General features: G+C 28.6%; 14 protein-coding genes. 3 read left to right on the forward strand and 11 right to left on the reverse strand.

Annotation, left to right across the window (positions count from 1 at the left end):
- Window positions 1-26: 26 nt before the first annotated feature.
- The 4 genes from ACN6I1_RS12835 to ACN6I1_RS12850 form a co-directional block, all read right to left on the reverse strand.
- A complete protein-coding gene (locus ACN6I1_RS12835; RefSeq protein ID WP_035116991.1) occupies window positions 27-719 on the reverse strand; it encodes a metallophosphoesterase in 693 nt (230 codons plus the stop codon).
- A 61-nt stretch (window positions 720-780) separates the two neighbouring features.
- Window positions 781-1,575, reverse strand: coding sequence for a GTP pyrophosphokinase (locus ACN6I1_RS12840; RefSeq protein WP_021428441.1), 795 nt, complete (start codon window positions 1,573-1,575; stop codon window positions 781-783).
- Window positions 1,576-1,633: 58 nt separating this feature from the next.
- Window positions 1,634-2,539: an MBL fold metallo-hydrolase gene (locus tag ACN6I1_RS12845; RefSeq protein WP_021431681.1), complete on the reverse strand. Its 906-nt coding sequence runs from the start codon at window positions 2,537-2,539 to the stop codon at window positions 1,634-1,636.
- A gap of 10 nt (window positions 2,540-2,549) precedes the next feature.
- Window positions 2,550-3,278 carry a YkgJ family cysteine cluster protein gene (locus ACN6I1_RS12850; protein ID WP_021428409.1) on the reverse strand — a complete coding sequence of 243 codons (729 nt, stop codon included), beginning with the start codon at window positions 3,276-3,278 and terminating at the stop codon, window positions 2,550-2,552.
- An 87-nt stretch (window positions 3,279-3,365) separates the two neighbouring features.
- Here ACN6I1_RS12850 and ACN6I1_RS12855 point away from each other — a divergent pair, with 87 nt between their 5' ends.
- Window positions 3,366-3,614, forward strand: a complete 249-nt coding sequence (locus ACN6I1_RS12855; RefSeq protein WP_021428389.1) for a hypothetical protein — start codon at window positions 3,366-3,368, stop codon at window positions 3,612-3,614.
- Window positions 3,615-3,836: 222 nt separating this feature from the next.
- Window positions 3,837-4,175, forward strand: coding sequence for a hypothetical protein (locus ACN6I1_RS12860; protein WP_419742146.1), 339 nt, complete (start codon window positions 3,837-3,839; stop codon window positions 4,173-4,175).
- 109 nt (window positions 4,176-4,284) lie between these two features.
- On the opposite strand, the gene adhE is transcribed toward ACN6I1_RS12860, so the two are convergent.
- Both adhE and ACN6I1_RS12870 read right to left on the reverse strand, forming a co-directional pair.
- Complete coding sequence (adhE, locus tag ACN6I1_RS12865; RefSeq protein ID WP_419742147.1) at window positions 4,285-6,915, reverse strand: bifunctional acetaldehyde-CoA/alcohol dehydrogenase; 2,631 nt, start codon at window positions 6,913-6,915, stop codon at window positions 4,285-4,287.
- A gap of 234 nt (window positions 6,916-7,149) precedes the next feature.
- On the reverse strand, window positions 7,150-7,752 hold the full coding sequence (locus ACN6I1_RS12870; RefSeq protein WP_021428438.1) for a DUF4230 domain-containing protein: 603 nt from the start codon (window positions 7,750-7,752) through the stop codon (window positions 7,150-7,152).
- A 108-nt stretch (window positions 7,753-7,860) separates the two neighbouring features.
- Between ACN6I1_RS12870 and ACN6I1_RS12875 the strand changes: the two genes are divergently transcribed.
- Window positions 7,861-8,808 carry a manganese-dependent inorganic pyrophosphatase gene (locus ACN6I1_RS12875; protein WP_021428479.1) on the forward strand — a complete coding sequence of 316 codons (948 nt, stop codon included), beginning with the start codon at window positions 7,861-7,863 and terminating at the stop codon, window positions 8,806-8,808.
- Window positions 8,809-8,985: 177 nt separating this feature from the next.
- On the opposite strand, the gene ACN6I1_RS12880 is transcribed toward ACN6I1_RS12875, so the two are convergent.
- The 5 genes from ACN6I1_RS12880 to ACN6I1_RS12900 all read right to left on the reverse strand — a co-directional run bounded on the left by ACN6I1_RS12880 (window position 8,986) and on the right by ACN6I1_RS12900 (window position 13,875).
- Window positions 8,986-10,068, reverse strand: a complete 1,083-nt coding sequence (locus ACN6I1_RS12880; RefSeq protein WP_021428372.1) for a uroporphyrinogen decarboxylase family protein — start codon at window positions 10,066-10,068, stop codon at window positions 8,986-8,988.
- Between the two features lie 331 nt (window positions 10,069-10,399).
- Window positions 10,400-10,924, reverse strand: a complete 525-nt coding sequence (locus ACN6I1_RS12885; RefSeq protein WP_021428410.1) for a peptidylprolyl isomerase — start codon at window positions 10,922-10,924, stop codon at window positions 10,400-10,402.
- Between the two features lie 99 nt (window positions 10,925-11,023).
- Window positions 11,024-11,620, reverse strand: a complete 597-nt coding sequence (locus ACN6I1_RS12890; RefSeq protein WP_021428476.1) for an ATP-binding protein — start codon at window positions 11,618-11,620, stop codon at window positions 11,024-11,026.
- Between the two features lie 99 nt (window positions 11,621-11,719).
- Window positions 11,720-12,469, reverse strand: a complete 750-nt coding sequence (locus tag ACN6I1_RS12895) for a patatin-like phospholipase family protein (RefSeq protein ID WP_419742148.1) — start codon at window positions 12,467-12,469, stop codon at window positions 11,720-11,722.
- Between the two features lie 107 nt (window positions 12,470-12,576).
- A complete protein-coding gene (locus tag ACN6I1_RS12900; protein WP_419742149.1) occupies window positions 12,577-13,875 on the reverse strand; it encodes a M18 family aminopeptidase in 1,299 nt (432 codons plus the stop codon).
- Window positions 13,876-13,882 lie beyond the last annotated feature (7 nt).

The following is a 13,882-nucleotide window of genomic DNA, read 5'->3' on the forward strand; positions in this document are numbered from 1 at the left end:
TAATAGTATTTACCATATTTTATTAATTAATCCATAATTTTTATCAAATTAAAATCTACATAATCACAAGATACCAAATTATATTCAACTTCATTTCTAATTCCCTTTAATCCCATTTTAAATGATTCTTTTCCATGTAAATGACCATATACCACTTTTTCAACTCCGTAAGACTCATATATTTCTGTAAATAAAGATGGATCTAATTTATCATTAGTAGGTGGGTAATGTGTTATAACTATTATCTTTTTAAATCCAGCCTTCTTAGCTGCATCTAAAGAAAGTTTTAGTCTATGAGCTTCTCTTTTATAAATTTTCTCATCATCTTCTGTAAATTTAACATCATTAGGGCATATCCATCCTCTAGTTCCACAAATTGCATATTCTTCATATTGATAAAAGTTATTTTGTAAGAAACTCATATCATCATATAATTTATTTAATTTTGCTACTGTCGTCCACCAATAATCATGGTTTCCTTTTACATATATCTTTTTTCCAGGAAGATTATGTATTATATTTAAATCTTCTTCTGCCTCGTTCATATTTATAGCCCAAGATGTATCTCCAACAATTAATACTGTATCTTCTTCATTAACTTTACTTTTCCAACTATTAATTATCTTCTCTTCGTGATTATCCCAGTTATCTCCAAATATGTTCATAGGCTTATTAACAGCAGTTGAAAAATGTAAATCTCCTATTGCATATAAACTCATGTTAATGTCCTTTCTAAATTATATTTGATTTTCTTAAGCGTAAAAAAAAGAAGCGAGATTACTACCCTCTTCTTTTTTTATTATACCCTTCTAAAAGGGTATCTATCTCATTTTTTAAAGCTAGTATTTCAGTTATATCTCTTTCCGTATCAATCCTATCTAATCTTCTTTGATATACTATAGCTTTATGAGTTTCACCTAAATCGTAAAGCTCTTGTATTTTTCCTAAAACATCTCTAACCGTTATAGATTTAACTTGATACATAACTTGAGCTTTCATTATATGCTCTCTAATTTCGCTCATCTCTTGATCTAGTAAAAATGCTGCATCAGCCGCTCTTCTCAATCTCATAGCTAAATCCTCTGGTATATAGTGTTCATATTTATATTTTAAAGAATGCTCTATCGTAGCCCAAAAGTTCATAGCTAGAGTTCTTATTTGAATTTCACATAGAATTTCTTTATATCCTAACGCAGTGTTTATAGGATATCTTATTATTACGTGGTAACTTCTATATCCACTATCTTTAAAGTTTTCAATATAATCCTTTTCGTAGACTATCTCCATATCGTTTCTTGATTTTATAAGATCTACTATAGTATATATATCTTCAACGAATTGACACATTATCCTTATTCCAGCTATATCTTCCATATCTTCCAAATTAGCAATATCTAGCCTCTTTGCTTTTGATATTATGGATGAAATTTTTTTAGTTCTTCCTGTTACAAACTCTATAGGAGAATACTCTCCTCTTTTTAGAAACTCTTTTCTTGTATTCTTAAATTTAACTTTCAGTTCTTCCACAGCGTGTTCATAAGGAACAAGTATCTTATCCCACTTTTCGTATTCCATTATTTCTCACCCTTTATTTTCAGATTTGTCAACTTCTATATTTTAACATAAATTATATTCATTTTGTATAATAAAGAACATCTCCATCTTCTATAAAATATTTAATTTCACCTAATTTATTTAGGTAACTTATCATTCCAACCAACGTTGACTTAAAGAAGTGATATTCCTTATAATTATAACTTAAATTATTTTCATTCAATATAATTTTCAAAATAGACTCTAAGCTTGTAGGCTCTTTCATTATATTTCTTATTTGATTTAAATATTTATTTACTGACTCTCTATGTTTATTTAATAAGTCTAATGTTTCAAATTTATCTAACTCTTTTTTACAATGACCCAACACAGCATATTCAAAATCTATTGTTTGTAATAAATCCAATGAATTTAAATATGCTTCTACATCAAATATGAATAATAAATCAAACTTATATAAAAGTTCCTCGCCTACTAGCATGTCTCCTAAAAAAAGCACCTTATCTTTAGTTAGTACTCCTATTGAACCAGCTGTATGGCCTTTTAAATCAATTATTTCTATATATTCGCCATTTATATGTAATTTTCCTGGTTTTATAGTCCTATCTATACTTACATTTTTCATATTTTTACTCATTAATATATTATCAAAAAATTCATTAGTATTTCCACCCATTATATATGTAGAAAATAAGATAGGATTATCTATATACAACTTTGAATAGAAACTAGACATATTTACTAAATTAGGGTATTTTTCTTTAAATTGATATCCCGCTCCATAGTGGTCATTGTGTTCATGCGTGTTTATCATCCATTTTATAGTTATTCCTTCTTTTTCTAAATCTCTAATTATATTTCTAGGTCTAACACCTGGAAGCCCTGGATCTATAATCAAAGCACTTTTATCACTAAACACATAAACCCCAGTGTTTGTTCCTCCTCTTATGTAAAAAGAGTTTCCTTTTATATTTTTAAATCTCATTAGAATCACCTTACAATACTATTGTTTTTAATCTATCTAAAGCACACTTTCTTACGCTCTCATCTTTTGATACTCTTATTTTTATATTATAAGCTGTATCTTCGTATAATAATGATTCTATAAAATACTCTACGATACCTCTATCCTTGAATTCTATATTCATTATTCCTTTTGAATAAATTTTCGAATCTAATACCATCATAGAATCTGCAAAGTTAAGTCTTTCATCTTTTCTCAAATATCTATCGTTTGGTTTAAATGATTCACAGTAATTTATTTTAAAATTCACAACATCATTATTAATTTCAAATTTATATTTATCTTTTATTAAAGATGCATACTCTTTATTTCTATTACTTATATTTTCTAAGTTTGAGTTATAGTCTTCTTTTGTCCAGTGTCCATATATTCTGCAATTTAAAGGTCTCACTTCATAAATTAAGCATCTATTATTTTCATCTTTAAATGGACAAGGACTCTTTTTTACATATTCTAAGAAATAATAATCTATAACCTTACTCAAACATTTTTTTCTTAAATCTTCATCAAGGCTTAAATAATGGTATATATTTATAAATTCAATTAAATTTATACCTACTGATTCCATACAACAATTACCACACCCTGTACAATTTCCATTAGGTACAGATTCATATACTTTATTTAACTCATCTATTAACTTATTTTCTTTTGCAAAATTTATGCTTTTCTCTATATCAATCTTTTTTAGGCTAGCCATTATTAATACTCCTTGTTATAATTATTAGGTTAATACAAACACTTATTATAACATATTTTTTCGAAACTTATTAGGAGGTACTTTTATATGAATAGATATACAAAAGTTATAAATATGATGGAAAGTTACTATACAAAAGATTATGAAAAGAAGAAAAAAAACGTAACTAAAGTTAGGGAAGTAAGAGAAGATACTGTTAGAAAATTCTTCTTACAAGGTGATTGCGAAGTTTTAGTAATATTAGAAGATAGCGGTAGAGAAATACTATTAGATGACTTTTCTTCAGAAGAAGATATAAAAAAATACTTAGGCCCTAAATTTATAAATAAAAAATAATTCTTTCTCCCTAAAATTTTAGGGAGTTTTTTTGATTTTTGTGTTATAAAACTTAAAATTGAGGTAATAATATAATATATAAATATTTAAACAATATTTAACTCAATCTCCCCAATTGTGAGCTTTCGTTCCCCCGATGAAAGCTCTTTTTTATTATAATATTGATATTTAAAATTTTTGGAGTATAATAGTTTATTAATAACTATTAAGGAGTTGTTGTTTATGATTAAAATAGGAAATTTAAATTTAGATACAGAATTTGACTATAGGATTATAAGAGAGGAAGATAACGATATAGACTTATTTATTGATATTAATTATAGAAGCTTAGATATAGATTGTGGCGATAGTAGCATTTTCTTTGCATCAAGGTTACAATTTCCATTCGTTAGATCAATAATACTTAGATTCAATAAATTAAATAATTTAATGACAGTACATCTTATGAGAGATATTGATTTATTCTCTGCATTCGCAAACTTTGAAATTGATTACTCAAATTCAATTATATCTATTAAAAACGATAAGGAAAAAGTAATTTTTACTAAACAAGCACTATAATTGTAAATAAATAAGGGGGCCTTAATAGGCCCCTTTATTTATTACTTATAATCAAAGTATAGTATACCATTCTTCACTAGTCAATTTGTTTTCTGAAAATTCTCATTTCTTATTTTTTATCAACTTTTCCAAATGCAGTTAAGTATATATCTTTTAATTCTGATACAAGTGGATATCTTGGATTAGCTGGTGTACATTGATCATCAAATGCATCTAAAGCTAACTTATCAACTGCAGCTTCAAAATCTTTTCCACTTACTCCACATTCAGCAATTGTTCTTGGTATATTAAGTTCAACTAATAATTTATTTACAGCATCTATTAAACTATCAACGCCCTCTTCTGTAGTTTTAGCTTTTAACCCTAAGTATCTTGCTATTTCAGCATACTTCTTATCAGCTACAAATGATTTATATTTAGGGAATGCTGAGAACTTAGTTGGTTTAGTTGCATTATATCTTATAACATATGGTAATAATATTGCATTAGATCTACCATGTGATATATGGAATTCTGATCCTAATTTATGAGCTAATGAGTGATTTATTCCTAAAAATGCATTTGCAAATGCCATACCTGCCATACATGATGCATTATGCATTTTTTCTCTTGCCTCTTTGTCACTACCATCTTTATATGCTCTTGGAAGATATTCAAATACCATTTGTATAGCTTTTATAGCTAATGCATCTGTATAGTCTGTAGCCATTACTGACACGTACGCTTCTATTGCATGAGTTAATACGTCTACTCCTGTATCTGCTGTAACAGCTTTAGGAACTGTCATAACAAAGTTAGGGTCTATTATTGCTATATCTGGAGTTAGCTCATAATCTGCTAAAGGATATTTTACGTTATTAACTTTATCTGTTACTACTGCAAAAGATGTAACTTCTGAACCTGTTCCTGAAGTTGTAGGTATAGCTACCATTTTTGCCTGTCTTCCTAATTTAGGGAACTTAAATACTCTTTTTCTTATATCCATAAATCTTAGTCTTAAATCATCAAAGTTCACTTCAGGATTTTCATAGAATAACCACATACCTTTAGCTGCATCCATTGATGATCCTCCACCTAAAGCTATTATAGTATCCGGTTTAAATTGTCTCATAACATTTGCCCCATTTAATACTGTATCTACTGATGGATCTGGTTCTACATCTGAAAATACTTCTATCATAACTGGGTTGTTTCTCTTTCTTAAATGATAAGTTAATTTATCTACATATCCTAATTGAACCATCATTCTATCTGTAACTATCATTACTCTATTAGTATCTGCCATTTTCTCTAAATAGCTAACTGATCCAAATTCATGGTAAACTCTCTCTGGTATTCTAAACCATTGCATATTATTTCTTCTCATAGTAACTTTTTTAATGTTTATTAAGTTTACTGCTGATACATTGTCTGTTGTTGAGTTATTACCCATAGATCCACATCCTAACGTTAATGATGGCATATTTACATTATATATATCACCTATTGCTCCATGAGTTGAAGGTGCATTTACAAGTAATCTACCTGTTCTAACCTTTTTCCCAAACTCTAGTATTATATCGTCGCTATTTGAATGTATAACTGCAGAGTGTCCAAGTCCACCAAATTCTGTCATTTCTACACATTTTTGTATTCCTTCTTTATACCCTTTTACTTTATAACAAGCTAAGACTGGACTTAATTTTTCTTTAGATAATGGATGATCATATCCAACTCCTTCAAGTTCAGCAACTAATATTTTTACATTTTTAGGTGCATTCTTTATACCTGCCATTTGAGCTATTTTATAAGCACTTTGTCCTACTATGTCAGCATTTATTGTACAACTCTCTTTGTTTATAACTAATCCTTCTAATAATTCTTTTTCTTCTTTATTTACGAAATAGCAATCATAAGATTTCATTAATCCTACCACTTCATCATAAATTTCTTCATCTATTATTACAGCTTGTTCTGATGCACATATCATTCCGTTGTCAAATGTTTTTGATAATATTAAATCATTTACTGCTTGTTTTGCATCAGCTGTTTTTTCTATATAACATGGTACGTTCCCTGCTCCTACTCCTAACGCTGGTTTTCCAGAAGAGTATGCAGCTTTAACCATACCTGGTCCCCCTGTTGCTAATATTAATGACACTCCATCATTTTTCATTAAAGCGTTTGAAGCTTCAATTGATGGCTCTTCTATCCATTGAATACAATCTTTTGGTGCTCCTGCTGCTATAGCTGCATCTCTAACTATTTTAGCAGCTTCAGATGAAGACTTTTGAGCTGATGGATGGAAGCTAAATATAATTGGATTTCTACTTTTCATAGCTATTATAGATTTAAACATAGTTGTTGAAGTTGGGTTTGTTACAGGAGTAACTCCTGCTATAACACCTATAGGTTCTGCTATTAACTTATAATTTTCTTCTTCATTTTCCTCTATAACACCAACTGTTTTTTTGTACTTTATACTATTATAAACGTACTCAGTTGCAAATATGTTTTTAGTTACTTTATCTTCGAAAACTCCCCTTTTAGTTTCGTCTACAGCAAGTTGAGCAAGTTCTATATGTTTATCAAGACCTTTCATTGCCATTTCTTTAACAATCTTATCTACAGCTTCTTGATCTAACTTCAGCATCTCAGCTTTAGCTATATTAGCTTTTTTAACTAAATCGTTAACCTTTTCAGATGCTGTCATTTCTTTTAAACCATTCATATTCACTACCTTTTTAGCTTCTTTAGTCATTTTAAAATCCTCCCAAGATATTAGTTGATTTATATCAATGTTAGTTAATTAACAAACTTTATGTTTATATAATATATCCTGAGAAAACAATTGTCAATAATTTTTCGTTAATTTTTTATCTATTCGTTAAAATATTTTTTAAAATGAATTTTAAAAGTCTATTTTCATGTAATTTTTTGTATAAAAAAAGCTATTGATTATTAGATCAACAGCTTTTTTTATAAATTCCAATTACTATTCTTTAAAATTTATAATAACTTCTTTATATCCTAAATTTTTTAGATTACCTTCTAAATTTTTCTTTATACTAATCTTAACTTCCTCTAAAAACCCTTCATCTATAACTTTCTTTTCATATTCTTTCTTGCTATTAGATAGTTCTTTTAAAACCTCATTTACCTCAACTCTATTGAATAGTGCATTTTTCACATCATATATATATACATTTTCTTCATCTATATAGTGTTCTATTATCCCCCACTTATTAATGTTTATAGTTATTGAATTTCTTGTGTTGTTTGCAATTGTTATGTCTTTTAAGTTTACTCCACCCTTTACTATCCCATTGTACTTTATAATAAAAGATTTTTCTGTGAATGGAATTTTAATATTTTTAAAACTTTTATCCTTAGTAATAGTAACTATATTGCTATAATTGTACTTAGAAGTTGAAAGTTCTGCTACTTTTTCTATTGTATTTAATACCTTAGATGTGTCCTGTGGTGGTTTTTCGGAAAAAATTAGTCTTGATGAAATTATCCCCCCTATTAAAATACCTATAAATATAAACAGTATTAAAAGTTTATTCTTATTAATTTTTTTGTGTTTTTGTAGCAAATTTTTCCCTCCTTTTGATATAATATAAGCTACGATTAAAGTTTTTAATTTTGTTAACTTAAGAAAAATTAATCCATAAATTTTTTTAAATATGAAAGGAGATTTAAAATGACTTTATTAGTTTTCGGTCATAAAAACCCAGATACAGATTCTATCTGTTCATCAATATCATTAACATACTTAAAAAATCAATTAGGAAATACAGCTAAAGCTTACGCTTTAGGTGAAGTAAGAAAAGAAGCTCAGTACGTTTTAGACTACTTCAAAGTTGAGGCTCCAACTGTATTATCTTCTATATCAAATATATGCAAGGATGATGCTAACTTAGTACTAGAAGGTAAGCCTCAAGTTGTACTAGTAGACCATAATGAGTACGGACAAAGTATAGATGGTTTAGAAGATGCTGAATTAGTTGAAGTAGTTGATCATCATAAATTAGGAGGAATGCAAACTTCTACTCCTTTATCAATGAGATTAATGCCTGTTGGATGTACTTGTACAATAATAACTCAAATGTTTAAGGAAAATAATATAGAAATACCTTATGAGATAGCTGGATTATTAATGTCTGCTATACTATCAGATACTTTATTATTCAAATCTCCAACAACTACAGATATGGACAAAAAAGCTGTTGAAGAATTAAATAAAATAGTTAAAGTAGATGTTGAAAAATATGCTATGGATATGTTTAAAGCTGGTTCTTCATTAGATGGATTTACAGTTGAAGAAATAGTAAATATGGATTTCAAACCTTTTGATATGGAAGGTAAAAAAGTTGGAATAGGACAAGTATTTACTTTAGACATAGATGCTGTTCTTAATAAGCAAGATGAATTCTTAAACTATATAAACAGTACTGATTTCGATATGTTAGTATTAGCTATTACAGATATAATAAAAGAAGGATCTTATCTAATATACAAAGCTGAAGATAAAATAATATCTGATGCATTTGGTGTTAATGCTTCTCAAGGAGTGTTTGTTGAAGGAGCTGTTTCTAGAAAGAAACAATTAGTTCCAAATTTAACAGAAGCTGTTAAGAAAAATATATAGTAGTTAATACACTTGCGGGAGTATATAGTTGATTCCTTCAGACAAAGTGCTCAAAGTTCTCACTTTAAGTCTTTCGTCATCAACCATATACTCCCCCTGTTTGTTAACTACTATTTTTGTATAAAGAATAAGATAATAAATAAGAGAGAGATTTAAATCTCTCTCTTATTTATTATCTTATTCTTTCCAATCAGCACACTCTCCCATTTTTATTCCCCTACTATATTTCTTAGTAGCTTCTGTTACGGCTTTTATATTTTCAATTGGCGCTCCTGCAGGTATATCACAGCCAGAAGCTACTATATACCCATTAGGACTATCACTAGCTTTTACTATGCATTCCTTAACACTTGAATATACATCATCTATAGATCCATTTCTTACTATTGATACAGGATCTATATTTCCTATTATACACATTTTATCTCCAATTACATTTTTAAGAAGCTCTATATCTTCACAGTTATCTACACTGAATGCAGATAAATTCATATCTGCAATATCTTCCCATATACCTTTTGTTTTTCCACAAATATGTAATGTTGTTTTCTGTCCAGTAATTTTATAAATTCCATTTATAGTTTTTTCAAGATATGGCTTTGCAAATTCTCTAAACTGTTTCGGACTTATTAAATCCGCTGAAGATATTGGATCTCCAATTCCACAAACTAGTCCATAACGTTCATATACTTCTTTTGCATAAGCCAAATTACACTCTGTCATTAAATCTAATAATTTATGTAAGTTTTCTTTATCCTTAATCATATCTCTAACTAAATTTGTAGTACCTCTAACAGCTGAAGCTGCACTAATCGGACCTGATACCCCACTTCCGATACTTACTTCTTTTCCTAATTCTTTTTTTATTTTTCCTAAAGAATCCAGTATTATTGGCAATCTTCCATCCTTTAATGGATTTACTATATCCATGTGCTGTAACATTTTGTAATCCTTTAATGCTGGTTCGATTAAATGCGATGCCCTATCTGAATTATATCCCATTTTACTTCCAAACGCTTCACCCATACCTCTTAGCGTAACATTTATTCCAGCACTCTCTACTCCAAGTTCCCTTACTATATATTTTTCAGCTTCTAACATTTTGTCAGAATCAAAATAATATTCTTCTACATCTATACCTGCATAAACCGCTGCAGTTTCCTCAAACATTAAACTACACGGTAATCTATCTACCCTTTCCCCTCTAAAGTACGCAGCTTTTCTTTCAATTGCATTCATTTCATCTTTATAATCGCTCATAATCAGTTCCCCTTTATCTGAATTTAATTGAAAACAATGTATTATAAATCATTCTTTTACAATTTATGTCGCTTTAATTCTACTACACTTATTTTTCATTTTCTATAAATATAGAAAATACAAATAATAAGCTATCTAATTATGTTTTTTAACTATAAAATAATCAATAAATTAAAAAAGAGATTCTTAAAATTTAAGAATCTCTCTTCCTTTATATTCTTCACTCTTCTCATCCAAAAAGCGAAGTAGGATTGTATATTGATTGACGAAACACTTACAAACGCAGTTTGTCGTGTGAAGGAAATCAATATACAACCCTACAAGCTATCTACTACATTTTTTCTACGTCTGAATAGTCTTTTCCAAATGTCTCAACAGTAACTTTTTTCATTACTTGTGGAGTTTGAGGCTTGTCCATTCTATCTGTTCTTACAGAAGCTATTTCATCTACAACTTCTATACCTTCAATTATTCTACCAAATGATGCATATTGTCCATCTAAGTGTGGAGAATTAGCATGCATTAAGAAAAATTGTGATCCAGCTGAGTTTGGAGCCATTGTTCTAGCCATTGATATAACTCCTCTATCATGCTTTAAGTTGTTAGTGTGTCCATTTTGAGTGAATTCTCCTCTTATTGAGTATCCTGGTCCACCCATTCCATTTCCATCAGGGCATCCACCTTGTATCATAAATCCAGGTATAACTCTGTGGAATGTAACTCCATCATAGTATCCTGATTCTACTAAAGATACAAAGTTTTTAACAGTATTAGGAGCTATATGTGGATATAACTCAACTTTTATTTGCTTTCCATTTTCCATTTCTATAGTTACTATAGGGTTCTTATTTTCCATTTTATGTACTTCCTTTCTTATGAGTTTTTTTATTCTCATTTTATATTATATACCAATAATAATAAAAAATCACAAAAATAAGCTACTTATTTAAGCAGCCTATTTTTCATCAGTTGAATCTAACAATTCAGTTTCTTCGTATTTAATATCTAATAAATCTAAAATTTGTTTTGCTCTATCTTTAGTAGATCCTGATACTTCTACATAATTTATATTTTCAGACTTTAAGAAACTTAATATAGCTTCATCTATTTGTATAGCAATACTTTCATCTTGCCATCTAACTCCATCTTTAACATATCCAAATTGTCTTGGAACATAAACTATCATATCATAGTTTTGTATATCTTCTATAGCTAGACAATATAAGTCTTTTAAAATTTGAATTTCTTTATTAGTTCTTTTTCTATCACCTAACATAAATCTTCCATATACATATGGTACAAATGTAGCATAATCAGTTAGTGCATATTCAAATCCTGATAAATCATCTTCTATTTTCTTTTGACCTAAGTATATACCATATTGTTCAGATATAGTTTCTATCATGCCTTTGTCTCTTAAATATTCTGTTGAGTACTCTAACGCATAACCTACATCTAAGCCTGCTATTTTCATTTCAACGTATAAATGTTGTATTAATGTTGTCTTTCCACATCTAGGTCCACCTAGTACAGCAATTCTTTTAGTTGCCATAGTTTATATCAACTCCATTTTTATATTTCAAATTCAGAACCTTTTTATTATACTAGCATACGCAGATTTATTCAACATTTTGAGCCTAATTCCCATTTATTAGACTAGAATATTTAAAGATTTAGATATTTCATATCCTTCATTAAAAATTTGTTTACAAAATTCTCCTTCAAAATTTAAAGTAGCATTTTTACTAAATTCTATATTAGGTTTTACTATAATTATATTTTCTTCCTTATACGACTGCTTTACATAATCTGGTACTCCAAAATCTTTTTTCATAGTTATTAATACAATTTTATCAACTTTTTCATCTATCAATGGTTTTAATAACGTATTATTTATCATTCCTCCATCTAATTTATATCCATTATATATTCCATCCATTAAATCTTTTTTAAATTGCTCCGATGGACTTAAATCTTTTGAAGGTCTAAAAGGAAGCAGTGAACTATATTTTATACTGTCTAGGCCTTGGTCATAACTTTCTTTTGATATATCTACTACAACTTCATTCATTCTTGAATTATCAATTTGCACATAATTTACATAAAAGTTTTTCTTAATTTTAGAGTTATCCTCAAGTTTGCTTAATAAATCAATTGCTAAAGAGTTATCCACAGTATTATCAACTATTTTGACACCGTTTTCACCAATTGTCTGAATATTTATCCACATTTCTTTCAACTTGTTAACATTTTTTGTGTATATGTAATAACCATTTATTGCTCCTATTGAAGTTCCTGATATTACATCAAAGTCTAAACCTCTTTCATATAACCCATATATTACACCTGCTTGAAAGGCTCCTTTAGCTCCACCACCAGCTAAACATAATCCTATTTTCATACTAATTCACTCCTAACCTAAGTTTTTATTTATATAATAAATTTAGGGGGTGTATAAAGGTAAAATCCTTTTATACATCCCCCCTTTTTAATTTATCTATTTAAATCTTATAATTCATAAAACTTTTTAAAAGTTTTGTATATATCCATATGATCTTCTACGCATCCTAATTCTCTTATAGAGTGCATAGCTAATATTGGACTTCCAACATCAACAGATGGTATATCTATATGCGTAGATGATATAGGTCCAATTGTACTTCCACCTCTTACATCAGATCTATTAACAAATTCTTGGCAGTTTACTCCTGCTTCTTTACATATAGTTTTATACACAGCTATAGATTGACTATCACTAGTATAAGCTTGGTTTGCATTTATTTTTATAACAGGCCCTTTCCCCATAACAGGTCTATTTGTTGGGTCATGCTTCTCTCCTACATTAGGATGAACTGCATGTGCAAGGTCTGCAGATATTATAAATGAAGAATATAAACTTCTAAAAAATTCTTCTCTATTTTGACCTAAGCATAAAGATATTCTTTCTAATACATTTAATAACATATTAGAATCAGCACCTTGCTTAGTTGAACTTCCAACTTCTTCATTATCAAATACAGCAACTACATTTACTCCATTTAATGATTTAGCATCTATAAGTGCATGTAAGCTAGCATGCGCCATTGAAAGATTATCTAATCTTCCACAAGATATCATCTCTTCATTAGGCCCTATTAACATTCCTTTTTCATATTCGTATAAAAATAAATCAAAATCAATAATTTCTTCTATTTTTCTTCCTAATTCTTTAGCTATAGTTTTTAAAAGGAAGTTATCTTTTTCTAGAGAATCATTTAATAATCCCACTAATGGTAACATGTCTTTTTGCTTATTAAGAGCTACCCCTTCATTAACTTCTCTATTCATGTGTATTGCTAAATTAGGAATTATACATATAGGTTTATTTATATTTACTAAAGTTTCCTCAGGTCTTAATATACTTTTTCCTTTAAGTACAACTCTTCCTGCTATTGCTAACGGTCTATCTAACCATGTATTTAGTATAGGACCTCCATAGCATTCTGTATTTAATTTCAAGTAAGTTTTTTCAGCTTCCATTTCTGGATTTGGCTTAACTCTAAAAGATGGAGAATCTGAATGTGATCCTATTATTCTAAATCCATCTTCTTTTAAATTATTAGTGTTTATTGTAAATGCAACTATTGCTGATGAGTTTTTAGTCGTATAGTATTTTCCATCTTGCTCTAGTTTCCATTCTTCTCTTGAGTCAAGTTTTTTAAACCCATTTAATTTTAATAACTCTTCAGATGTCTCTACTGAGTGAAAAGCTGTAGGGCTTTTCTCTATAAACCCTATTAAGTTTCTTGCAAATTCTTTTGAATTCATTACAAAT

It is taken from the genome of Paraclostridium dentum (assembly GCF_048568265.1).
In the GTDB taxonomy this organism is placed as follows: Bacteria; Bacillota; Clostridia; order Peptostreptococcales; family Peptostreptococcaceae; genus Paraclostridium; species Paraclostridium dentum.